General features: G+C 68.0%; 22 protein-coding genes. 10 read left to right on the top strand and 12 right to left on the bottom strand.

Annotated features, from left to right (window positions below):
- Positions 1-429 carry a cell division protein ZapA gene (locus ACH13J_RS13980; protein ID WP_397543961.1) on the bottom strand — a complete coding sequence of 143 codons (429 nt, stop codon included), beginning with the start codon at positions 427-429 and terminating at the stop codon, positions 1-3.
- Positions 429-998, bottom strand: a complete 570-nt coding sequence (locus ACH13J_RS13975) for a hypothetical protein (protein WP_397543960.1) — start codon at positions 996-998, stop codon at positions 429-431. The genes ACH13J_RS13980 and ACH13J_RS13975 overlap by 1 nt, the downstream gene beginning before the upstream one ends.
- Positions 999-1185: 187 nt before the next feature.
- Here ACH13J_RS13975 and tkt point away from each other — a divergent pair, with 187 nt between their 5' ends.
- The 3 genes from tkt to ACH13J_RS13960 all read left to right on the top strand — a co-directional run bounded on the left by tkt (position 1186) and on the right by ACH13J_RS13960 (position 4633).
- Positions 1186-3204 (top strand): transketolase, encoded by a 2019-nt coding sequence (tkt, locus tag ACH13J_RS13970; protein ID WP_397543959.1) that lies wholly within the window; start codon positions 1186-1188, stop codon positions 3202-3204.
- A gap of 117 nt (positions 3205-3321) precedes the next feature.
- A complete protein-coding gene (locus tag ACH13J_RS13965; protein WP_397543958.1) occupies positions 3322-4293 on the top strand; it encodes a DnaJ C-terminal domain-containing protein in 972 nt (323 codons plus the stop codon).
- Between the two features lies 1 nt (position 4294).
- Positions 4295-4633 (top strand): chaperone modulator CbpM, encoded by a 339-nt coding sequence (locus tag ACH13J_RS13960; protein WP_397543957.1) that lies wholly within the window; start codon positions 4295-4297, stop codon positions 4631-4633.
- 85 nt (positions 4634-4718) lie between these two features.
- On the opposite strand, the gene ACH13J_RS13955 is transcribed toward ACH13J_RS13960, so the two are convergent.
- Positions 4719-5681 carry a DUF808 domain-containing protein gene (locus ACH13J_RS13955; protein ID WP_397543956.1) on the bottom strand — a complete coding sequence of 321 codons (963 nt, stop codon included), beginning with the start codon at positions 5679-5681 and terminating at the stop codon, positions 4719-4721.
- A gap of 226 nt (positions 5682-5907) precedes the next feature.
- Between ACH13J_RS13955 and gap the strand changes: the two genes are divergently transcribed.
- Both gap and ACH13J_RS13945 read left to right on the top strand, forming a co-directional pair.
- Positions 5908-6909: a type I glyceraldehyde-3-phosphate dehydrogenase gene (gene gap / locus ACH13J_RS13950; protein WP_397543955.1), complete on the top strand. Its 1002-nt coding sequence runs from the start codon at positions 5908-5910 to the stop codon at positions 6907-6909.
- Between the two features lie 109 nt (positions 6910-7018).
- A complete protein-coding gene (locus ACH13J_RS13945; protein WP_397543954.1) occupies positions 7019-7162 on the top strand; it encodes a hypothetical protein in 144 nt (47 codons plus the stop codon).
- Positions 7163-7177: 15 nt separating this feature from the next.
- On the opposite strand, the gene coaD is transcribed toward ACH13J_RS13945, so the two are convergent.
- From coaD to ACH13J_RS13930, 3 genes are all read right to left on the bottom strand, one after another.
- Positions 7178-7675: a pantetheine-phosphate adenylyltransferase gene (gene coaD / locus ACH13J_RS13940; protein ID WP_397543953.1), complete on the bottom strand. Its 498-nt coding sequence runs from the start codon at positions 7673-7675 to the stop codon at positions 7178-7180.
- 88 nt (positions 7676-7763) lie between these two features.
- Positions 7764-8897: a carboxylate-amine ligase gene (locus tag ACH13J_RS13935; RefSeq protein WP_397543952.1), complete on the bottom strand. Its 1134-nt coding sequence runs from the start codon at positions 8895-8897 to the stop codon at positions 7764-7766.
- A gap of 169 nt (positions 8898-9066) precedes the next feature.
- On the bottom strand, positions 9067-10566 hold the full coding sequence (locus ACH13J_RS13930; protein ID WP_397543951.1) for a CoA-acylating methylmalonate-semialdehyde dehydrogenase: 1500 nt from the start codon (positions 10564-10566) through the stop codon (positions 9067-9069).
- 99 nt (positions 10567-10665) lie between these two features.
- On the opposite strand from ACH13J_RS13930, the gene ACH13J_RS13925 reads away from it, so the two are divergent.
- Together ACH13J_RS13925 and ACH13J_RS13920 are read left to right on the top strand one after the other, a co-directional pair.
- On the top strand, positions 10666-11562 hold the full coding sequence (locus ACH13J_RS13925; RefSeq protein WP_397543950.1) for a LysR substrate-binding domain-containing protein: 897 nt from the start codon (positions 10666-10668) through the stop codon (positions 11560-11562).
- A 60-nt stretch (positions 11563-11622) separates the two neighbouring features.
- Entirely contained in the window at positions 11623-12057 is a 435-nt protein-coding gene (locus ACH13J_RS13920) for a CBS domain-containing protein (RefSeq protein ID WP_397543949.1), read from the top strand.
- A gap of 53 nt (positions 12058-12110) precedes the next feature.
- Here ACH13J_RS13920 and ACH13J_RS13915 read toward each other — a convergent pair whose 3' ends face one another.
- The 4 genes from ACH13J_RS13915 to ACH13J_RS13900 are packed head-to-tail and all read right to left on the bottom strand — an operon-like array spanning position 12111 to position 17059.
- Positions 12111-13238, bottom strand: a complete 1128-nt coding sequence (locus ACH13J_RS13915; protein WP_397543948.1) for an aminotransferase class V-fold PLP-dependent enzyme — start codon at positions 13236-13238, stop codon at positions 12111-12113.
- Complete coding sequence (locus tag ACH13J_RS13910; RefSeq protein WP_397543947.1) at positions 13235-15184, bottom strand: SGNH hydrolase domain-containing protein; 1950 nt, start codon at positions 15182-15184, stop codon at positions 13235-13237. Before ACH13J_RS13910 ends, ACH13J_RS13915 begins: the two co-directional genes overlap by 4 nt.
- A gap of 10 nt (positions 15185-15194) precedes the next feature.
- The gene (locus ACH13J_RS13905) at positions 15195-15935 is read right to left on the bottom strand and encodes a maleate cis-trans isomerase family protein (protein WP_397543946.1); all 741 of its coding nucleotides are present in this window, start codon (positions 15933-15935) and stop codon (positions 15195-15197) included.
- On the bottom strand, positions 15932-17059 hold the full coding sequence (locus tag ACH13J_RS13900) for an anhydro-N-acetylmuramic acid kinase (RefSeq protein ID WP_397543945.1): 1128 nt from the start codon (positions 17057-17059) through the stop codon (positions 15932-15934). Before ACH13J_RS13900 ends, ACH13J_RS13905 begins: the two co-directional genes overlap by 4 nt.
- A 39-nt stretch (positions 17060-17098) precedes the next feature.
- On the opposite strand from ACH13J_RS13900, the gene tyrS reads away from it, so the two are divergent.
- Complete coding sequence (tyrS, locus tag ACH13J_RS13895; protein WP_397543944.1) at positions 17099-18352, top strand: tyrosine--tRNA ligase; 1254 nt, start codon at positions 17099-17101, stop codon at positions 18350-18352.
- A 52-nt stretch (positions 18353-18404) separates the two neighbouring features.
- Here the strand turns inward: tyrS and aroB are convergent, their stop codons facing one another.
- A complete protein-coding gene (gene aroB, locus ACH13J_RS13890) occupies positions 18405-19520 on the bottom strand; it encodes a 3-dehydroquinate synthase (protein WP_397543943.1) in 1116 nt (371 codons plus the stop codon).
- Positions 19517-20026, bottom strand: coding sequence for a shikimate kinase (locus tag ACH13J_RS13885; protein WP_397543980.1), 510 nt, complete (start codon positions 20024-20026; stop codon positions 19517-19519). Before ACH13J_RS13885 ends, aroB begins: the two co-directional genes overlap by 4 nt.
- A gap of 162 nt (positions 20027-20188) precedes the next feature.
- Here ACH13J_RS13885 and ACH13J_RS13880 point away from each other — a divergent pair, with 162 nt between their 5' ends.
- A complete protein-coding gene (locus ACH13J_RS13880) occupies positions 20189-20338 on the top strand; it encodes a hypothetical protein (RefSeq protein ID WP_397543942.1) in 150 nt (49 codons plus the stop codon).
- The coding region (locus ACH13J_RS13875; RefSeq protein ID WP_397543941.1) for a hypothetical protein at positions 20325-21592 on the top strand (1268 nt) is incomplete at its 3' end. The genes ACH13J_RS13880 and ACH13J_RS13875, both read left to right, overlap by 14 nt.

Below are 21592 nucleotides of genomic sequence, written 5' to 3'. Positions count from 1 at the left end.
TCAGGCCTCCGGCTTTTCGGTCTGGGCCTTGTCCGCGCCGTCGTCGCCCCCTTCGACCTGATCGGCCAGCGACTCCGCCCGCGCCGCCAGCTCTGCGAGGGCATCGGTCACCTCGCCGGGCACGACGGGCACCTCGACGGTCTTGGGCGCGGGTTGCGGCGCGTTTCGGGCCTGTTCCAGCTCGGCCTGCTTCTCGGCCAGCTTGTCCTCGGCCTCGCGCAGCTTGTCCTGCAGCCCGGCCGTCTTGTCGGCCAGCATCAGCCCGGCCATGAGCAGCATCCGCGCCTCGGGGATGCGGCCGATCTGGGCGGTCAGGACGGACGCCTCCTCGTCCAGCATCTTGGCGGCCGATTTCAGGTAATGCTCTTCGCCCTCCTGGCAGGCCACCTCGAAATTGCGGCCACCTATCTCGATCTCCACCTCGGGCATCAGGCGTTCTCCTGCTTCTGCTGCGGGCCGGCGGCCGTGACCGCGGCGCTCAGTTCGTTCATCACCGTCTCCGTTTCCGCCCGGTCCGCCGCATAGGCGGCGCGCAGCGCCTCCAGCTCGGCCTTGAGGCTGGCATTGACCAGTTCGGCGTCGGCGAGGCCGGACTCGTTGGCTTCGCGCAGGCGGGCATTGTTCTCTCGCAGCTGCTCGTTGGCCTTGCGCAACGCCTGCAATTCGGAATCCAGCCTGCCCATGGAATCGGAAACGCGGCCCTGTTCGGCCTCTATCTCGGCCTTGAACTTGTCACGCTGAACCTTGAGTTGCTTGTTGCGTTCCTTCCACTGCTCGACGGCCAGCTGCTCGTCTTCCAGCGCCTGCCGCAGCCTTGCCACTTCTTCCGCGTCTGCCGCCGTGTCGCCGGCGGGCGCCTCTGCCGTCCTGGACGCCTCGTCCGGCTCCGCGGGTTGCGCGGGTTGCGCGGCCGCACTTTCCGCGCGCCGGTCGAGGCCCCGCGCGATCCGGTCGAGCGCGCCGGCGATACGGGTCTGAAGCTCTTCGATATCGCTCATGTCCCTACCTTCAGTTCTTGGTCCGCGGCCCCGTCCGCGAATCGGCGGCAGGGCGTTTCGCCCCAACTCTACAAAATCCCTTGATAAAGTTCGCCCCCCTCGTTTGAGGCGTCCGCGCCGCTTGATCTTTGGGGCGGGGCTGGTATGCAGCCGCGCAGACCGCTGACACATCAAGGACGCTTCTTCCGTGGATATCGCTGCCCTCCGCTCCGCCCATCCCGACCACTGGACCAAGGCCGCGGCCATCCGCGCGCTGGCGCTGGATGCCGTCCACGCCGCGAATTCTGGCCATTCCGGCATGCCGATGGGCATGGCCGACGTGGCAACGGTCCTGTTCGGGAGACACCTCAAATTCGATGCCGCCGCGCCGGACTGGCCCGACCGAGACCGGTTCATCCTGTCGGCCGGCCACGGCTCGATGCTGCTCTACTCCCTTCTCTACCTCACCGGGTACGAGGGCATGACGCTGGATCAGATCCGCGACTTCCGCCAATGGGGCGCGATCACGGCTGGTCACCCCGAAAATTTCCTCCACCCCGGGATCGAGACCACCACCGGCCCGCTCGGCCAGGGGCTGGCCAACTCGGTCGGGTTCGCCATCGCCGAGGAGTCGCTGCGCGCCCGCTTCGGCCGCAAGCTGGTTGATCACCACACCTACGTGATCGCCGGCGATGGCTGCCTGATGGAAGGCGTCAGCCAGGAGGCGATCGCGCTGGCCGGCCGCCAGCAGCTCGGCAAGCTGATCGTCTTGTGGGACAACAATAACATCACCATCGACGGCGAGGTCTCGCTGGCGGACCGCACCGACCAGGTGCGCCGGTTCCGCGCCTCGGGCTGGGAGGTAATCGAGATCGACGGCCACGACCCCGACGCCATCGATGCCGCCCTGACGCGCGCGAAGGCCTCGCGCAAGCCCAGCATGATCGCCTGCAAGACGCATATCGGCCTGGGTCACGCGGCGCAGGACACGGCCAAGGCCCATGGCGCACTGACCGATCCGGACCAGCTGCGCGCGGCCAAGGAGGCCTATGGCTGGCCCGGCGACCCGTTCGAGGTGCCAGCCGAGATCAAGTCCGCATGGGAAGAAATCGGCCGCCGTGGCGCCGAGGCCCGCACGCAATGGCAGGCGCGTCTTGCGGACGCTTCGGAGCGCCGGCAGGCGGAGTTCGCCCGCGTCATGGGCGGGACACCGCCGCGCAAGCTGTCCGCGCGCATCAAGGCGCTGAAGAAGCAGGTCAGCGCCGAGGCGCCAAAGGTCGCCACCCGCAAGTCGAGCGAGATGGTGCTCGAGGTGATCAACCCGGTCATGCCCGAGACGATCGGCGGCTCGGCCGACCTGTCGGGGTCCAACAACACGCGCACGGCGGACATGGGCGTGTTCGACACCGGCAACCGCAAGGGCCGCTACATCCATTACGGCATCCGCGAACACGGCATGGCCGCGGCGATGAACGGCATGGCCCTGCATGGCGGGGTGCGGCCCTATGGCGGCACCTTCATGTGCTTCACCGACTACGCCCGCCCCGCGATGCGGCTTGCCGCGCTCATGAAGATGCCGACCGTCTTCGTCATGACCCACGACAGCATCGGGCTGGGCGAGGACGGCCCGACCCACCAGCCGGTCGAGCATCTTGCCATCAGCCGCGCCACGCCCAACACCATGGTATTCCGTCCCTGCGACACCGTGGAAACCGCCGAGGCGTGGGAACTGGCGCTGCAATCGAGCGATACGCCGTCGGTGCTGTCGCTGACGCGGCAGGGCGTGCCGACACTGCGCACCGAGCACAAGACCAGCAACCTCACCGCGCGGGGCGCCTACGTGCTGGCCGAGGCCGGTGCCAAGCGTCAGGTCATCCTGATGGCGACCGGCTCGGAGGTGCAGGTGGCGATGGCCGCGCGCGCCCGGCTGGAGGATGCCGGGATTGGCACGCGCGTCGTCTCGATGCCGTGCTGGGAGCTGTTCGAACAACAGGACGAGAGCTATCGCAAGCGCGTGCTGCCCGCCGGGCCGGTGCGCGTGGGTGTCGAGGCGGCCGTGCGGCAGGGCTGGGACCGCTGGCTTTGCGGCGAACGCGGGCGCGCCAACAAGGCCGGCTTCGTCGGCATGGACGGCTTCGGCGCCTCGGCCCCGGCGGACGTGCTGTTCGAGAAGTTCGGGATCACGGCCGAGGCGGTCGAGGCCGAGGTCCGCCGGCTCCTCGGCTGACCGACCCCGGCCTTGCCCACCCACCGGGGGCATCACCCTTTGATATCCACGGCCGCCATGCCTATCTCGGGGGCGGACGCGGCGTGGCGGGGGCCACGCCTGTGACGGAGGCCGTGCATGAGTGACGATCCCTACAAGGTTCTGGGCGTGTCGAAGGACGCCAGCCAGGACGAGATCAAGAAGGCCTATCGCAAGAAGGCCAAGGCGCTGCACCCCGACCTGCACCCGGGCGACAAGGCCAAGCAGGACGAGTTCAAGAAGGTCGGTGCCGCCTACGACATCATCGGTGACGCGGAAAAGCGCCGCCGCTTCGACGCGGGCGAGATCGACGCCTCGGGACAGGAGCGGCCCGAACGCCAGTACTATCACCAGTACGCCGGCGCCGATCCGCAGGGGCGCTACCAATCCGCCTCGGGCTTCGGCGATTTCGAGGATGTTTCCGACATCTTCGCCGATCTTTTCGGCGGCCGGGCGCGCGGCGGCGGGGGCGGTTTCGGCGGTTTCGGTGAAGCCGCCGGCGGGCGGCGGGCCGGCGGGGGTGCGCAGTTCACGGCCCGGGGGGCCGACGCGCGCTATCATCTCGACGTCGATTTCCTCGACGCCGCCCGTGGTGCCAAGCGGACCCTCCCGTTGCCCGACGGGAACACCATCGAGCTGACCATTCCCGCCGGCGTGCGGGAGGGGCAGACGCTCCGCCTGCGTGGAAAGGGTCAGCCCGGCATGGGTGGGGGGCCGCCGGGCGACGCGCTGGTCGAGATCGGGGTCCGGCCCCACCCGCTCTTCACGCGCGACGGGAACGACATCGAGGTCGAGCTGCCCATCACCTTCGACGAGGCCGTTCTGGGCGGCAAGGTCGAGGTGCCCACCATCACCGGCCGGGTCACCATGACCGTGCCAAGGGGCGCGTCATCGGGCCGGCGGCTGCGGCTCAAGGGCAAGGGGATCAGGCCGCCCAAGGGCGCGGCCGGCGACCAGCACGTGCGCCTCAGGATCGTCCTGCCCGAAACCGTGGACGACGAGATGGAGGAAATTGCCAAGCGCTGGCGGGCGCATGTGCGGCACGACCCGCGCGCCAAGCTGGGAGGATGAGATGAGGTTGACCGAGGTCGAGGTCGTCGAGACCGTCCGCCGGGTGCGGCTGGAGGAGCTCCGCGACTGGGTCGCCGAGGGCTGGGTCCGGCCCGCACAGGGTGCGCACGGCCCAGTGTTCGACGAGCTGGACGTGGCGCGCGTGCGGCTTGTCTGCGACCTGCGCGAGGAGGTGTCGTTGCCCGCGGATGCCATGCCGGTCGTTCTGTCGCTGCTGGACCAGGTGCACGGCCTGCGCCGCCAGCTGCGCGGGCTTGCCGGCGCGGTGGACCGCCAGCCCGACGCGGTGCGCCGCGCCGTGCTGGCCGCGTGGCAGGAGATGGACGGGCCAGAGGGCTGAACGCGGGGCGGCTCATCAGGCCTTGCGGCCTTCTTCGCGAAGAAAGCCCTGCCGGGCTTGATGAGCGCGGCCGGGGCGCTCAGGCTCATCCGGTTTTCCCCGTCACCACGGCGATCAGCGGCCCCACGGCGCGCGTGACCACCGGGATCAGCAGCAGCCCCGCCAGCAGCCCGAACACCCCGTCCAGCGCCGCCGTCACCGCCCATTCCACCGCGCCGGCCGCCCCGGGGACGGCATCGGCTGCAGCCCCGGCGAGGGTGTGGATCGTGTGGCCCGGCTCGGCGATATGGTATTCGTGAAAGCCGTGCAGGAGGATCGATCCGCCCACCCACAGCATCGCCGCCGTGCCGACGATCGACAGCATCTTCAGCAGAACCGGCATGAACTTGACCAGCCCCCGGCCAAAACCCTGCCCCGCCGCGCTGCGCGCATTGCGCGCAAGGTAAAGACCGACATCGTCCATCTTCACGATCACCCCGACGGAGCCATAAACCGCCGCTGTCACCATCAGGCCGACGGCTGCCAGCGTGGCCCCCTGCATCCAGGCGTTCGGCGCCTCGATCGCCGCCAGCGCGATGGTCATGATCTCGGCCGAGAGAATGAAGTCCGTCTTGATCGCGCCGCGCACCTTCTCTTCCTCAAGATGGCCCGGATCCTTGACCGACATGTCCTTTTCCACGTGCTTGTCGGCGTGAGGGAACAGGGCGTGGAAAACCTTCTCGGCCCCCTCGAAACACAGGTAGCACCCGCCCAGCATCAGCAGCGGCGTGATCATCCACGGCGCGAAATTCGCCAGCAGCATCGCGAGCGGCAGAAGGATCACCAGCTTGTTGAATACCGATCCGCGCGCGATGCGCCAGATGATCGGCAGCTCGCGGGCCGGTGCGAAACCGTGCACGTAGCGCGGCGTCACCGCCGCGTCGTCGATGATGACGCCGGCGGTCTTGGTGCCCGCCTTGCCCGCCGCCGCCGCGATGTCGTCGACGCTCGTCGCCGCGACCTTCGCGATGGCGGCCACGTCGTCGAGCAATGCCAGCAATCCGCTCATGCGCGTCTCTCCCGCCCTGCATGTCGCGGCCCCGCGCCGCTGGCCGCAGTCTTCGCCCGCGGGACGGCGCGGATCAAGCCCGGAAATCCCCCGCGCGCGCGGTTGGCGCGGCAAGGTTTTGCGATAACGGTAACGCTATCATCCTGTTCCGCGTCGCTTTTCCGCTTTCGGCGTCGCCGCCGCCCGTCTATACGGCGCGCAACGCGAGAGTTCGGGAGATTTGTCCATGACCATCACCGTCGGCATCAATGGCTTCGGCCGGATCGGCCGGTGCACGCTGGCCCATATCGCCACCTCAACCCGCAACGACATCAAGGTCGTCAAGGTGAACGCCACCGGTCCGCTGGAAACCGCCGCGCACCTGATCAAGTATGACAGCGTGCATGGCCGCTTTCCCAACGAGATCACGCTCGGCGAGGGCACCATGGACCTCGGCCGCGGCCCGATGCAGATGTTTTCCACCTACGACATGGAAGAGCTCGACTGGTCGGGCGTCGACGTGGTGCTCGAATGCACCGGCAAGTTCAACGACGGGGAAAAGGCCAAGGCCCATCTCGACCGCGGGGCTGGCAAGGTTCTGCTCTCGGCGCCGGGCAAGAACGTCGACCGCACGGTGGTCTACGGCGTGAACCACGACGCTCTGCAGGGCAGCGAGCGGATGATCTCGAACGGCTCGTGCACCACCAACTGCCTCGCCCCTCTGGCCAAGGTGCTGCACGAGGGCATCGGTATCGAGTCCGGCATCATGACCACGATCCACGCCTATACCGGCGACCAGCCGACGCTCGACCGCCGCCACAAGGATCTCTACCGTGCCCGCGCCGCGGCGATGTCGATGATCCCCACCTCGACCGGCGCGGCCAAGGCGCTCGGCGAGGTGCTGCCCGATCTCAAGGGGCGGCTCGACGGCTCGGCCATCCGCGTGCCAACGCCGAACGTGTCGGCCGTCGACCTCACCTTCATCGCCAAGCGCGACGTGACAGAGACCGAGGTGAACGAGGTCGTGGCCGAGGCCGCCGCGGGCCCAATGCAGGGCGTGCTGGCCTACGACCCCGAGCCGAAGGTCAGCGTCGATTTCAACCACACGGACGAAAGCTCCATCTTCGCGCCGGACCAGACCAAGGTCACCGGCGGCCGGCTGGTGCGCGTGCTGGCATGGTACGACAACGAATGGGGCTTTTCGTGCCGCATGGCCGACGTGGCGGTGGAAATGGGCCGCATCGGTTGAGGCCCGCGGTGTGGCGCGGGCGCCCTGCGTCCCGCGCCCCGTCACCGCTATTGCACGCGCTTCGTGGCTGGGGCATACCGCCGGTATCCTGCGCCCACGGTGCCACGCAATGACCAACCAGACCGCCCTCGCCCTCGGTGTGCTGATCCTTATCGGCCTCGGAATAGATTGGCTGGTTTACGAGTGGTCCAACACGCTGTTTCTCGCGCGGCGGCTGTTCGACCTTATCGAATGGCTGTCTTTCTGGCGCTGACCGGCCGGCGCCCTGTCAACCGCGTGCCAGCTTTCCCATCAGGGCGCTTTTCACCGCAGGCGTGACGAACCCGCTCACATCGCCGTCGAGGCGGGCAATCTCCTTGACCAGCTTGGACGCGATCGCCTGGTGGTTGGCGTCCGCCATCAGGAACACCGTTTCGACCGACGAATCCAGCGCCCGGTTCATGCCGACCATCTGGAATTCGTACTCGAAATCGGTGACGGCGCGCAGGCCGCGGATGATGATCCGTGCGCCGACGTCGTGCGCACAGTCGATGAGCAGGTTCTCGAACGGGTGCGCGACGATCTCGGTGCCGGTCTCCTCGGTCAGCTTCGCGGCCTCGGCCTCGATCATCTGGACGCGTTCCTCCAGCGTGAACATCGGCCCCTTGTCACGGTTGATCGCCACACCGATCACGAGCCTGTCCACCAGCAGCGCCGCCCGGCGGATGATATCGATGTGGCCGAGCGTGATGGGATCGAACGTGCCGGGATACAGGCCTATGCGCATGGGGCGGCTCCTTGGGTGTCACGGGGGGCGCGTCTGCGCGCGCACGCAACAATACCGGATCGCGGAATGCAAGCGCGAATTGCCCGGCTCACAGATCGGCATGGAACTCCTCGATGAGGTGGCTGACAACGGCCCGCAGCGCATGTGCGCGGTCGTATCCCGCCTCGAGCGCCTCGATATAGGTGCGCCTTTGCCGGCTGGCACTGGTGCCGTGCCGGACGATCTCCAGCGCGGCGCCTGCCTCGCTGAGCGCCCCGAACGCCGCGGCGTCCTCCTGCACCAGCTCGAGGATCTCTTCCACCAGCTCCGCCATCGGGACGATCTCGCCGCGGCCCAGATCGATCAGCCCCTTGCGGATGCCGTAACGCTGCGCCCGCCAGCGGTTCTCGGCCACGAGGAAGGAGTCGTAGATGCGCCAGCGCTGGTTCTTCGTGGCCAGCCGCCACAGCATCCGCGTCAGCGCCTGGGTAAGCGCCGCCAGCGTCAGCGTGTGCTCCAGCCGGGGCTGAACGTCGCAGATGCGCGACTCGATCGTGGGAAAGCGGGACGAGGGGCGCAGATCCCACCAGATCTTGCTGGCGTCCTCGATCACGCCCAGATCGGTCAGCGCGCCCACCGACCGCTCGAACTCGCCGAAACTTGCCATGCGGGGGGGCAGCCCCGTCCGCGGCAGATTGTCGAAGACCGTCAGCCGGTAGCTGTCGAGCCCGGTGTCACGCCCCTGCCAGAACGGCGAGGAGGTCGACAGCGCCAGCAGGTGCGGCAGGAAATAGCTCAGCTGGTTCATCAGGTCGATGCGCCGGTCAGGGTCATCTATGCCCACATGCACGTGCATCCCGCAGATCAGCATCCGCCGCACCACGCCGGCAAGGTCGTCGTGCAGCACGTTGTAGCGCTCCTTGTCGGTATGGTGCTGCTCGCGCCAGTCGGAAAACGGGTGACAGGACGCCGCGATCGGGGCAAGGTTGAAGCGCCCCGCATGCCGCGACACGCCCGCGCGCAGCCGCCTGAGCTCCTCGCGGGCCTCTGCCACGCTGGCACATGGCTTGGTCCCGATCTCGATCTGGCACTTGAGGAACTCCGGCGCCACCTGCCCCTTGAACTCGTCCTGGCAGGCCGCCATCAGGTCCGGCGGCGCCTCGGCAAGGTCGAGCGTCTCGCGGTCGACCAGGAGGTACTCCTCCTCCACCCCGATGGTGAACTCAGGTTCCGCGATGGCCATGGCGCCCTCCCCCGCGCGCGTTCGGTCCCATGAAAACGCCACCGGCGGCCGATGCCAAGCCCAAAGGTGGCACCGGCCCGGTCCCGGCCTGTCTTCTGGCCCGAAATATCCCGGGGTGAATTGCCCCGGGCGCGCCCCGGGGCAAGAGGGGCAGCGCCCCTGGCGCCGGTCAGTCCATGGCCTTGAAGTGGAACTCGCCGCCCTCCTTCAGACCCGAGGGCCAGCGCGAGGTCACCGTCTTGGTCCGCGTGTAGAACTTGAAGGCGTCGGGCCCGTGCTGGTTGAGATCGCCGAACATCGACTTCTTCCAGCCGCCGAAGGTGTGGTAGGCCAGCGGCACCGGGATGGGCACGTTGACACCCACCATGCCGATGTTGATCCGGTTGGCGAAATCGCGCGCCGCATCCCCGTCGCGGGTGAAGATCGCCGTGCCGTTGCCCATCTCGTGGTCCATGGCGAGGCTGAGCGCCTCCTCGTAGGAGCCCGCGCGCACCGTGGACAGGACGGGGCCGAAGATCTCCTGCTTGTAGATATCCATGTCGGGCGTCACCCGGTCGAACAGGTGCGGCCCGACGAAGAAGCCGTTCTCGTAGCCCTGCAGCTGGAAGTCGCGGCCGTCCACCACCAGCTCCGCCCCCTGCTCCACGCCGGAGTTGACGAGTCCCAGAACGCGCTCCTTGGCCTCGGCCGTCACCAGCGGCCCGTAATCCACGTCATCCCCGGCGGTGTAGGGGCCAACCTTGAGCTTCTCGATGCGGGGCACGAGTTTCTCCACCAGCTTGTCGGCAGTCTCGTCCCCGACCGGCACGGCGACCGAGATCGCCATGCAGCGCTCGCCCGCCGCGCCATAGCCCGAGCCGATGAGCGCATCCGCGGCCTGGTCCATGTCGGCATCGGGCATGACGATCATGTGGTTCTTGGCCCCGCCGAAGCACTGAACGCGCTTGCCGTTGGAACAGCCGCGGCCATAGATGTATTCCGCGATCGGGGTGGACCCCACGAAGCCGATGGACTGGATCGCGTCGTGGTCGAGCATCGCGTCGACCGCCTCCTTGTCGCCGTTGACGACCTGCAGCAGCCCCTTGGGCAGCCCGGCCTCCTCCATCAATTCCGCCAGCATCAGCGGTACGGAAGGGTCGCGTTCGGACGGCTTGAGGATGAAGGCGTTGCCGCAGGCCAGCGCCGGGGCGAACATCCACATCGGGATCATGGCCGGGAAGTTGAAGGGCGTGATTCCGCCGGTCACGCCAAGGGGCTGCTTCATCGAGTACATGTCGATGCCCGGCCCCGCGCTGTCGGTGAACTCTCCCTTCAGCAGTTGCGGCGCCCCGATGCAGTATTCCACCACTTCCAGGCCACGCTGCACATCGCCCTTGGCGTCGGGAAAGGTCTTGCCGTGTTCCGCCGAAAGCGCCTCGGCCAGCTTGTCCATGTCGCGGTTGAGCAGCCGCACGAACTCCATCATCACGCGGGCCCGCCGCTGCGGGTTGGTGGCCCCCCACGCCGGTTGCGCCTCGGCTGCCACCTCGACGGCCATGGCGAACTCGTCGGCCGAGGCCAGCGGGCATTTCGCCTGCACCTCGCCCGTGGCCGGGTTGAACACGTCCGAAAAGCGGCCGGACGTGCCTTTCACGTGCTTGCCGCCGATGTAGTGAGTCAGTTCCTTCATGCCTCTCCTCCTTCAGCTTCACCTGCAGGTTACTGTTGCAAAAATAGGTAGAAAAGAGGCAATACCCCAAATGAGTATTGCATAAATGCAAAGGCGTTCATGGCCGTTCACTGGGATGATCTGAGGGTATTCCTGGCCGTCGCCCGGTCGGAAAGCCTGTCGCGCGCCGGCCGGCAGCTCAAGCTGGACCCGGCCACGGTGGGCCGGCGCGTGGCGCGGCTGGAATCAGGGTATGGCACGCCGCTGTTCGCCAAGACGCCCACTGGCTACGCGCTGACGGATGCCGGGCAACGGCTGATGACGCATGCCGTGCGGGCCGAGCAGGCGATGGAGGACGCCGCCGACGACATGGCCGGGCAGGCCGCCGGGATCACGGGCCAGATCCGCATCGGCGCGCCCGACGGGGCGGCGAATTTCCTGTTGCCCCAGGTCTGCGGCCGGATCGGACGCGACAACCCCGGGCTGGAGATCCAGATCGTCGCCCTGCCCCGCGTGTTCAACCTGACCCGGCGCGAAGCGGACATGGTGGTGGCTGTCAGCCCGCCGACCGCCGGCCGGCTGACCGTGCAGAAGATCACCGACTACCGCCTGCATCTCGCCGCGGCGCAGGCGTACCTCGACCGGGCCCCGCCCATCCGGCAACTGTCGGACCTCAACGAGCATCGCATCATCGGCTACATCCAGGACATGATCTTCGACAAGGAACTCGATTACCTTGGCGAGGCGGGGCTGGCGCGCGTCGACCTGGCCTCCAATTCCGTCTCGGTACAGATGAACCTCATCCGGCAGGGCACCGGCGTCGGCGTCATCCACGATTTCGCCCTGCCCTTCTTTCCCGGGCTCCGCAAGGTGCTGCCGGGCGCGGCGGCGCTGAGGCGCAGCTTCTACCTCGTGCGCCATGCCGACGATCGCCGGCTGGACCGGCTCAACCGGTTCGCCCGGCAGGTCTGCGACGGTCTGCGCGCCGAGGTGACCCGGCTCGAGGCCGAGGCTTGACAGGAATGTGAATATGACAGACCCTTGAATAATCGGAAAATTCGGCGGGAGGGGCCGGTCATGCTGGTGCAGCAGATCCTGAAATCCAAGGGCGATGACGGCGTGGTGACGGTGCCGCCCGGCACCAAGATCGCGGACGCCGCCCAGATACTGGCCGAGCGCCGGATCGGTGGTCTCGTCGTTTCCGGCGACGGCACCACCGCCGAGGGGATCCTGTCGGAGCGCGACATCGTGCGCGGCTTGGCGGTGCGCGGCAGCGCATGTCTTCAGGAAGCCGTCGACGACATGATGACCCGCAACCCCGTGTCCTGCACGACGCAGGACAGTTCCGACAGCGTGCTCGGCCGCATGACCGACGGGCGTTTCCGCCACATGCCGGTCGTCGAGGACGGCAAGCTGGTGGGCATCGTGACCATCGGCGACGTGGTCAAGGCCCGCCTGCAGGAACTGGCCATGGAAAAAGACGCGCTGGAAGGCATGATCATGGGGCACTGACCGACCGAGATTTTTCGCAGAAAAATCTCGGTCTAGAAAATTCGCGAATTTTCTCAGCCCCTCAGCGCGGTCTCCAGGTCACCGATCAAATCGTCGATGTCCTCGATACCCACCGAAAGACGCAACAGGTTGTCCGGGATGCCCGATTGCGGTTCGATCGTCGCGCGGTGTTCCACCAGGCTTTCAACGCCGCCCAGCGAAGTCGCGCGCTGGAACAGCCGCAGCCGCCCGGCCACGGCCAGCGCGTCCCCCCGCACCAGCACCGACATCAGGTAGCCGGCGGCGCCGCACATCTGCCGCTTGGCCAGCGCGTGCCCGGGGTGCCCGGGCAGCCCCGGATAAAGCACCTTTTCGATGCCCGGATGTGCGTCGAGCCATTCCGCTAGCCTGCTGGCATTGGCGCACATCCGCTCCATCCTGAGAGGCAGCGTCCGCATGCCGCGCATCAGCAGCCAAGCCTCGAACGGTCCGAGCAGGGCGCCGGCATCATGCCTGTCCGCGCAGACCGCCTGCCACGCGGCGCCGTCGGCGTCCCGGCAGGACAGCACCCCGGCCACCACGTCGGTATGCCCGTTGATCGCCTTGGTCGCGGAATGCATCGAGAAATCCGCGCCAAGCTCGAGCGCGCGGGTCAGAACCGGCGTCGCGGCCGTGCCGTCAACCGCAAGCAGCGCGCCGGCGGCGTGGGCACGCTCTGCCACTGCCGCGATATCGGCCACCTTCAGCCACGGGTTCGAGGGCACCTCGATCCAGACGAGGTCCACCGGCCTGTCCAGCGCCGCGGCAATCGCCGCCGGATCGGCCGCGTCCACCTCCTCCAGGGCGATGCCGTGACGGCTGCAATGATCCCGGGCAAAGGCGGTGACGCCATAGTAGATCCCCGACTGCACCACCGCGCGGGCGCCCGGCGGCAAGGTACGAAACAGCGCCGCCGCCGCCGCCATCCCCGAGGGAAACAGCCGCGTCGCCGCCGCCCCTTCCAGAGCCTGCAACACGGCCTCCGCCTCGGCCACGGTGGCGTTGTGATCGCGGCCGTAACTGGCCGGCGCCGTCAGCGCATAGGACGCATCGCGCGCGAATGTGGTCGAGACCTCCACCCCCGGCACGACACCGCCATCACGGCCCGCGGCCCCCGCCGCGTGTGCGGCAATCGTTGCGGGCTTGTCATCTTTTCTGGTCACTGGTCTCTCTCCCGAATGTCCACGCCGGGCAACAGCCGTCCGAGCACGGCGTTCCCCCACCGGCTGAGATGCACGTGATCGACGAAAAGAGGCCGACCGTCCATCTGAAAATCACACCGGGTGTCATCACAGAACACGCGGTGCGGTGCAATGTGCCGCGCGCCGTGCCGTTCGGCCGCCGCGCGCACCGCGGCAATCGTGCGGCCATTGCGTGCATCGAACGCCGCCCGCGTCTGCACGCGCGCCCCCGTCCCGAACCGCAGATCGCGCAACATCGCCTTGGGCACCGAGAAACCGTAAACGGGAAACTGGTTTATGACGGTAACGCGATGCCGGGCGCCCAGCCTTTCGAGCACACGGTCCAGCCCGTTTGCGAAGGCGGCGAAAGTGTCCTTCACCGGGTGGCCGTCGGCCCCAAGCAGGGTCATCCGGCCGGGCGTGTCGCCGTAATGCCCGTATCCCTCTGCATAGAACGACCAGCGCGCCATCAGGATCACCTCCATCGACGGCGCCGTGTCCAGGTAGGCCAGGATCTCTGAGTTGGTGTCGAGGCACGCCGCGTTCATCGCGACCCCCGCGAGCGGGGCGCAGGCCGCTTCCGTGGCGATCATGCCGGCGACGCCGCGCCTGCGCGCCCACGCGTCGAATGCGCCCACGGCGCTGTTTGCCATGCTGTCGCCCCAAACGATGAAACGGGCCGCCGCACCCGCCTCGCCCACACGGCAGAACGCGCCCGGCTCCGTCTGGCCCCAGCACGCGTTCCATCGGTCATGCACATTCATGACCTCGGCCTTGACGGCCTCGAGGCGCGCGCTCTGTCCATCCTCCGCCCGGCCCGGCTGGGCAACGAGATAGGCCGCCACCGCAAGCATGACCACGCACTGCCCCGCAAAAACACCGTAAAGGCGCCCCTTGCCCGCCGTGACCGGCATCCGCCGCACCGGGGTCTCGACAAGGTGATAGGACAGCGCCCCCAGCCCCAGCGACGCCAGCACCAGCACGCCGCGGACAACATCCGTCATGTGCAGCCCGTAATAGAACGCCCCGACGACGAGCGGCCAGTGCCACAGGTAGGTGCCGTAGGAGATGCGGCCGACATAGACCAAGGGTCGGCTGGCCAGCCACCGGGCAACAGGGCTGTGTCCCGGCGCGGCAAAGGCGATCAGCAGGACGGTACCGGCCACCGGCAAAAGCGTGGCCCATCCGGGATACGGCACGCCCGAATCCAGCAGCTTGACCGGCGCCACGACCAGTGCCAGACCCGCCAGCGGCGCCAGCGGCAATCTAGGGGGCAGAAGGCGGTGATGGGCCAGCACGAAGATCAGCCCGCCCGCCGCCAGTTCCCACACCCGGAACGCGGAAGAGAAAAAGCGCGCCTCGCGGTCGTGGATGAGCTCCCCCGAGAATAACGTCAGCGCCAGCGACACCGCGAAAAGCGCCGCCAGCAAGCCCGCGAAGGCCCCCCGGCTGCGCCGCGTGAGCAGGATGAGCATCGGCAGGACGATGTAGAACTGCTCTTCGATCGACAGCGACCAGGTGTGCAGGAACGGGTTTTCATGCGCCGGCGCGGCGAAATACCCGGCCGAGGACATCAGGTTGAAATTGTTCGTGAAAGTAACGGAGCCGAGGAACCCGTCCGCAACGACCTGCATTTCCGATCTCAGGAAATAGGCATTCGCCACCAGCGCGGTGACGAGAAAACACAGGAAGTAGGCCGTCGACAGCCGCCGGATCCGCCGGGCGAAGAACTCGGTCACCGAGTAATCGCCGCGCTCCAGCCGCATGTAGGTCTGCCCGCAAATCAGGTATCCCGACAGCACGAAGAACACGTCGACGCCCACATAGCCGCCCTTCATGTCGGGATACCCGACATGGAACAGCACCACGCTGAGCACGGCAATGGCACGAACGCCGTCCAGTTCCCCGCGATAGGGAACGGCGCTCATCCCCCGATGCTCATGCCGCGGCCCGCTGGAAAAGCTGCCCCGGCCCCCACCCGGTGCCGTCCTGCCCGGACAGGCCGACGAGATGCCACAGCAATGCCGAGTTCGAGCTGATGACGGGCAGGCCGAGGCGTGCCTCGGTGTCCTCGATGACGCCGAAACTGCGCAGGTTGGTGCAGCTGGTGAACACCGCGTCGACACCGCCGCCGGAACCGGCCTCGAGGATCGCGTCCCGCGTGCTGCGTTCGGCGATGCGGGCAACCGTCCGGTCGGTCCGTTCACCGAAGTTCAGCGCGCGCACGGTTTCTATGCCGTGGGCCGAAAGATGGGCGCGCATCGGGCGCGTGACCTCTTCGAGATATGGCGTGACCATGGCGATCCGCCGCGCGCCCAGGTCGCGCAACGCCGCGATCACCGCGCTCATGGGGTCGGTGGTGGGCACGCCCGGATGTGCCTGCCGGATCAGCGCGCCGACACGCTCCGGCCCGATCACCGTCGCCCCCGAGGTGCAGCCGTAGGCCACAGCGTCCAGCCCCTGCGGCAACAGCGCCGCGGACTCGGTCATCCGGGCCGCCATCGTCGCCAGCGACTCCGTCGTCACGTCGGCCTGCGCGGGGATGCGCGTGTGCAGCAGGTTGGCCTCTCGCCCGGCCAGCGCCACGCGCGCCTCGTATTCCAGCGTCTCGTCCGTGCTCAACACGATCAGCCCCAGCCGCAGCCCGGCCCCCGCACCCTCGTCCAGCTCGTAGTTCATCTCACCTCCTGGGGACGGCTCACCGTGCCGCCGCTGACTGCCGCGCGCACGCCGGTCGTGCCGGGGCAGGAGGTCGGCAGCCCCCGCGCCACCCGCACGGCGAGATGGGCAAACGCCTGCGCCTCCAGCATGTCGCCGTCCAGCCCCGCCGTTTCGACCGGCGCAACCGGGCAGTCCAGCGCCACGCGCAACATGTCCATTAGCACCGGGTTGTGCCGCCCGCCACCCGTAACCAGCAGCCGCTCGGGCGGCCTCGGGCAGTGCTCCATACCGCGCATCACAGCCGCGGCGCTCATCCCGGTCAGCGTGGCGGCGGCGTCCGCGTCCGGAAGGTCCGCCACGAGCGCGGCCATGGCGGCGAACGCATCCCGGTCCAGCGACTTGGGCGGCATCCGCGCGAAATATCGGTGCTGCAGGAACCGTTCCAGCACGCCGTTTTTCACGCGGCCCCGTCGCGCCAGCGCCCCGTCCCTGTCGAACGGCGCACCGCGCCGGGCCTGCAGCAGATCGTCGAGCGGCGCGTTGGCCGGCCCGGTATCGAAGGCCAGCAGCGCGCCTGCCTCTTCCGGCCGCTGCCTGCCGGGATCGACCCATGTCAGGTTGCCCACCCCCCCGAGATTGAGGAACGCCAGCGGCGCCCGCGCCCCGATCCAGCGCGCGCAGGCAAAGTGGAAAAAGGGCGCCAGCGGCGCGCCCTCGCCCCCCAGGCGGACATCCGCGCTGCGGAAATCCCACACGACCGGCAGGCCGAGCGTGGCGGACAGCGCCGCGCCATCACCCAGCTGGTGAGTGCCGCGCCCGCCGGGGTCATGGGCCAGCGTCTGCCCGTGGAACCCGACGAGTTGCACGCCCCCGAACCGGGCCAGCAGCTCGGCATGGGCGGCCTGAACCACGTCCTTGGCCCCGGCCACGTCGTCGCCCGGCCATTTGCCAAGCGCCGCCCGCAGGGTGGCACGCTCGTCCTCGCTGTACGGCCGGTATCCGCTCTCGCCGAAACCGAATATCCGCTCGCCGTCAGTGTCGACCACGGCCGCATCCACCCCGTCCAGCGAGGTGCCCGACATTGCCCCGAGGGCCAGAACACGGCCTGTCTTCAACCCGCTCTTTTCCTTCGCCCGAACCATGCCTATACATGCCGCGCGCAACACCCGGGGACAAGCGATATGACCTACCACCCCAGATCCGATTTCATGGCCGTGATGATCGAGCGGGGCTTCCTGGCCGACTGCACCGACTATCAGGGCCTCGACGAGGCCCTGTCGGCCGGCGTGGTGCCGGGCTATATCGGCTTCGACGCCACGGCGCGGTCGCTGCATGTCGGCTCTCTCATCCAGATCATGATGCTGCGCTGGCTGCAGAAGACGGGGCACAAGCCGATCACGCTGATGGGCGGGGGCACGACCAAGGTGGGCGATCCCTCCTTCCGCGCCGACGAGCGCCCGCTGCTGGACGACGCCCAGATCCAGGCCAACATCGACGGCATCCAGAGCGTATTCGCGGCCTATGTCGATTACAATGACGGCCCCACCGGCGCGCTGATGCTCAACAACGACGAATGGCTGGCGGAGCTGAAATACATCCCCTTCCTGCGCGACATCGGCCGGCATTTCAGCGTCAACCGCATGCTCAGCTTCGATTCCGTGAAATCACGGCTCGACCGCGAGCAATCGCTGTCCTTCCTCGAATTCAATTACATGATCCTGCAGGCCTACGACTTTCTCGAGCTCAACCGCCGCTACGGCTGCCGGCTGCAGATGGGCGGCTCCGACCAATGGGGCAATATCGTCAACGGCATCGACCTCACCCGACGTGTGCTCGACCACGAGATCTACGGGCTGACCTCGCCGCTCCTGACCACCGCGGACGGGCGCAAGATGGGCAAGACGGCCGAGGGCGCGATCTGGCTCGACGCGCAGATGTGCTCACCCTACCAGTTCTGGCAGTTCTGGCGGAACACGATGGATGCCGATGTCGGCCGATTCCTCAGGCTTTACACCGAACTGCCGCTGGACGAGTGCGCGCGCCTCGGCGGTCTGGCCGGCTCCGAGATCAACGAGGCCAAGATCATCCTCGCCAACGAGGTGACGTCGCTCCTGCACGGGGCCGAGGCCGCCCGCGCGGCCGAGGCCACCGCCCGCGAGGTGTTCGAGAAGGGCGGCGTGGGCGACGACCTGCCGACGCTGGAGCTGTGCGCGGAGGAGGTGGGCGACGGCGTGTCGGTGGTCCAGCTCATCGTGAAGTCGGGGCTGGCGAAATCCGGAAAGGAGGCCAAGCGCCTGATCGCCGAGCACGGCGCGCGGATCGACGACGCGCCGCTGACCGACCCGGGGCTGATGATCGACGCGGGCGCGCTGTCCTCGCCCATCAAGCTGTCGGCGGGCAAGAAACGGCACGCCCTGGTCAAGCTGGCCGAGTAGGCCCGCGTCCCGGCAGCAACACCGCGACAGCCGTGGCGCGGACTCGCCGACGTCAGCGCCGTGCGCGCAGCGCGTCCGCCAGAAGGGTGCGCACCGTGCCGGGATCCACGTCATCGGCCACGAACGCCTGGCCGATCCCGTGCGCGAGGATGAAGCGCAGGCGCCCGTCCACCACTTTCTTGTCCTGCGCCATGAGGTCCAGCAACCCCTCGGCATCCGGCAATTCCCCTTCGATGTCGGACAGATCCGCCTTCATCTTCATGTTACGCAGATGCGCGCGCACGCGGCTTGGATCCTCCTGGCTGCACAGCCCCATGCGTGCAGACAGATCGAAGGCAAGGGCGCAGCCGATCGCCACCCCCTCGCCATGCAACAGGCGGTCCGAATAGCCGGTCGCGGCCTCAAGCGCATGGCAGAAGGTATGCCCAAGGTTCAGCAGCGCCCGGTCCCCCTGCTCGGTCTCGTCGCGCACAACGATATCGGCCTTCATCTCGACAGATCGCCTGACGGCCGCTGTCCGTGCGGCGGCGTCGCCACCGGCAACGGATGAACCATGCGCCTCAAGCCACTGGAAAAAATCGGAATCTCCCAAAAGACCATACTTCACGACCTCGCCGTACCCGGCCAGGAAATCCCGCTCAGCCAGGGTAGACAGAACATCTGTGTCGGCGAGCACCAGGCTGGGCTGATGGAAGGCGCCGATCAGGTTCTTGCCCTGCGGCGCGTTGATTCCCGTCTTGCCACCCACAGAGCTGTCGACCTGCGCCAGCAGGCTGGTGGGCATTTGCACGAACCGCACCCCGCGGCGCAACACCGCTGCGGCAAAGCCGGCGAGGTCGCCGATCACCCCGCCGCCGAGCGCCACCACGATGTCGCGGCGTTCGATGCGCTCCTGCAGCAGCCACTCCACCGCGCGCTCGAAATGCGGCCAGGATTTCGTGGCCTCGCCGGGCGGCAGTGCCAGCGAGGACACCGCGATACCGCCCGCCTGCAACGCCTCTTCAAGGGGCGGAAGATGCAGGGCGGCCACGTTCTCGTCGGTGATGACCGCGACGCGTGGCCGCGACAGCAGCGGCGCCACGAAACCCGCCGCCGCGGCCAGAAGACCGGGGCCGACATGGACGTCATAGGCCCGCTCGCCCAATGGCACGTGAACGCTCTCGCTCATTCGCTGTCCTCCAGCACATCGGGTCGGCGCGCCAATGTCTCGATAACCTTCCCGGCCATCGTGTCGATGCTGTAATCCCGGTCGGCGGTGACGCTTAGATCGGCCAGCCGGTAGACAGGCACGCGCGATTCGTAAAGACCAGCCAGCGTCGCGTAAGGGTCAGCGGTACGCAATAAGGGTCTGGTATCCTTGTGTTTTACCCGGCTCCATAACAGATCCAGATCCGCGTCCAGCCAGACCGATACGCCCTTGGACGAGATCAGCCTCCGGTTTCGCTCGGACAAGAACGCGCCGCCGCCCGTGGACAGGATGCAGCGCGCGCCGTCCAGCAGGCGGTTGATGACCTCGGTCTCCCGTGCGCGAAAGAACGCCTCGCCATCGCGTGCGAATATCTCGGCAATGCTCATGTTCGCCGCCCGTTCGATCTCGGCATCCGAATCGAGGAACGGCACGCCGAGGTGCGCAGCGACGGCCTTGCCCACGGCCGTCTTGCCCGCCCCCATCATGCCCACCAGAACCACGGTCTTGTGCAGTGTCCAATGCCCCGATGCGGCCAAGCCTAGGCGCTCCCATGCCAAAATTTCCGAACCGGGCCCTGAATGACGTGATATTGTCCGAAAGGCCAGCTATAAAACCTGCAAATCAACGGAACCCGGGCAAGAGGCTTCATGTTACGCCTAATCAAGTGGCTGTTTTATCTGGCCGTTCTGGCCTTCGTGGCCCTGGTGGCCTACGCGTATATCGGGCCGTTCTTCGGCGCCGACTTCTCGCCGCCGGACCGGGAAATCCGACAGGACGTCATCCTTGAAGCGCAGTAGCGCCATACTGACCCTCAGCCTGCTTCCCGCGGCGGCGGCCGCCGAGCCGCCCCTTTCGGCCATCGACTGGCTGGCCGAACCGGCCCCTGTCACGGTCGCGCAGCCGCTTCTGCAGCCGCTCGGGCAGGCACCGGTGAGCGACGGCGTCAAGGTGCCCGATGTCACCGTCACACCGCTCGACACCGCGCGGGCGGACGCGGTGGGATTGTTGCCAACCTCGACCACGGGCTTGCCGCGCGATCTCTGGGCGGCCAGCGCGACGGGCCGCCTGGAGGCCCTGCTTGACGACCTGACGTCCCGTCCGCCCCCGGCGGTACAGGCGCTTTATTACACACTGCTTCTGGCCGAGGCGGACCCGCCGGCAGATGCCGGCGCCCACGCCCGATTCCTGCGTGCGCGCCTTGCAGCCCTGCGCAGGTTCGGCGCGGTGGACGCGGCGCTCGCGCTGGTGGAACGCGCCGGCCCGGCCACGCCCGCCCTGTTCGACACATGGCTTGACCTCGCGCTGCTCAAGGGAACGGAAAACGCGCCGTGCGCCGCGCTGGCGCGCACGCCAGGATTGTCAGAGAGATATGCCAGCCGCATATTCTGCATGGCGCGCGCCGGCGAGTGGTCGACTGCCGCCCTGACCTACGACACCGCCCGGGCAGTCGGCGCGCTCACCCCGCGCGAGACCACACTTCTGGGCCGTTTCCTCGATCCCGCCACCCCGGAGGAGGGCGCGGGGCTCGCGCCGCCGCGGGAGATGACGCCACTCTTGTTCCGGCTGTACGAGGCCGCGGGCGATCCGATGCCCACCCGCAGCCTTCCGCGCGCGTTCGCCGTGGCGGACCTGCGCGGCACGATGGGCTGGAAAGCCGAGATCGAGGCGGCGGAGCGGCTGGCACGGACCGGCGCGCTGCCCGCGAACCGGCTGCTGGGGCTCTACACCGAGCGCGCGCCGGCCGCCTCGGGTGGTGTCTGGGACCGGGTGGAGGCGATCCAGACCTTCGATGCCGCGGTGGAATCGGACGCTGCCGCGATGGCCGCGGCGCTGCCGGGGGCGTGGCAGGCCATGTCCGATGCCGGGCTCGGCGTTGTCTTTGCCACGCTTTACGGCGCCGATCTTGCAAAGGCGAACCTGCCCGATCATGCCGCGCTCGCCCACGAGATCGTCCTGCTGTCACCGACCTATGAAAGCGCCGCGCGCATGCCGGGGCCGCAGACCCGCCTGCGCCGGTTCCTCGACGGGCTGGCGTCGGGCGCGCCCGACGC

Origin of the sequence: Roseovarius salis (genome assembly GCF_044472985.1) — a bacterium.
Lineage (GTDB): Bacteria > Pseudomonadota > Alphaproteobacteria > Rhodobacterales > Rhodobacteraceae > Roseovarius > Roseovarius salis.
The sequence above is the reverse complement of the archived record's forward strand: the minus strand, read 5'-3'. Positions and strand labels throughout refer to the sequence as shown.

What these genes read in the sequence shown, in the direction of transcription:
- ACH13J_RS13980 (WP_397543961.1), bottom strand. Translation starts at nt 429, where the DNA reads ATGCCCGAGGTGGAGATCGAGATAGGTGGCCGCAATTTCGAGGTGGCC.
- ACH13J_RS13975 (WP_397543960.1), bottom strand. Translation starts at nt 998, where the DNA reads ATGAGCGATATCGAAGAGCTTCAGACCCGTATCGCCGGCGCGCTCGAC.
- ACH13J_RS13965 (WP_397543958.1), top strand. Translation starts at nt 3,322, where the DNA reads ATGAGTGACGATCCCTACAAGGTTCTGGGCGTGTCGAAGGACGCCAGC.
- ACH13J_RS13960 (WP_397543957.1), top strand. Translation starts at nt 4,295, where the DNA reads ATGAGGTTGACCGAGGTCGAGGTCGTCGAGACCGTCCGCCGGGTGCGG.
- ACH13J_RS13955 (WP_397543956.1), bottom strand. Translation starts at nt 5,681, where the DNA reads ATGAGCGGATTGCTGGCATTGCTCGACGACGTGGCCGCCATCGCGAAG.
- gap (WP_397543955.1), top strand. Translation starts at nt 5,908, where the DNA reads ATGACCATCACCGTCGGCATCAATGGCTTCGGCCGGATCGGCCGGTGC.
- ACH13J_RS13945 (WP_397543954.1), top strand. Translation starts at nt 7,019, where the DNA reads ATGACCAACCAGACCGCCCTCGCCCTCGGTGTGCTGATCCTTATCGGC.
- coaD (WP_397543953.1), bottom strand. Translation starts at nt 7,675, where the DNA reads ATGCGCATAGGCCTGTATCCCGGCACGTTCGATCCCATCACGCTCGGC.
- ACH13J_RS13935 (WP_397543952.1), bottom strand. Translation starts at nt 8,897, where the DNA reads ATGGCCATCGCGGAACCTGAGTTCACCATCGGGGTGGAGGAGGAGTAC.
- ACH13J_RS13930 (WP_397543951.1), bottom strand. Translation starts at nt 10,566, where the DNA reads ATGAAGGAACTGACTCACTACATCGGCGGCAAGCACGTGAAAGGCACG.
- ACH13J_RS13925 (WP_397543950.1), top strand. Translation starts at nt 10,666, where the DNA reads ATGGCCGTTCACTGGGATGATCTGAGGGTATTCCTGGCCGTCGCCCGG.
- ACH13J_RS13920 (WP_397543949.1), top strand. Translation starts at nt 11,623, where the DNA reads ATGCTGGTGCAGCAGATCCTGAAATCCAAGGGCGATGACGGCGTGGTG.
- ACH13J_RS13910 (WP_397543947.1), bottom strand. Translation starts at nt 15,184, where the DNA reads ATGAGCGCCGTTCCCTATCGCGGGGAACTGGACGGCGTTCGTGCCATT.
- ACH13J_RS13905 (WP_397543946.1), bottom strand. Translation starts at nt 15,935, where the DNA reads ATGAACTACGAGCTGGACGAGGGTGCGGGGGCCGGGCTGCGGCTGGGG.
- ACH13J_RS13900 (WP_397543945.1), bottom strand. Translation starts at nt 17,059, where the DNA reads ATGGTTCGGGCGAAGGAAAAGAGCGGGTTGAAGACAGGCCGTGTTCTG.
- tyrS (WP_397543944.1), top strand. Translation starts at nt 17,099, where the DNA reads ATGACCTACCACCCCAGATCCGATTTCATGGCCGTGATGATCGAGCGG.
- aroB (WP_397543943.1), bottom strand. Translation starts at nt 19,520, where the DNA reads ATGAGCGAGAGCGTTCACGTGCCATTGGGCGAGCGGGCCTATGACGTC.
- ACH13J_RS13885 (WP_397543980.1), bottom strand. Translation starts at nt 20,026, where the DNA reads ATGATGGGGGCGGGCAAGACGGCCGTGGGCAAGGCCGTCGCTGCGCAC.
- ACH13J_RS13880 (WP_397543942.1), top strand. Translation starts at nt 20,189, where the DNA reads ATGTTACGCCTAATCAAGTGGCTGTTTTATCTGGCCGTTCTGGCCTTC.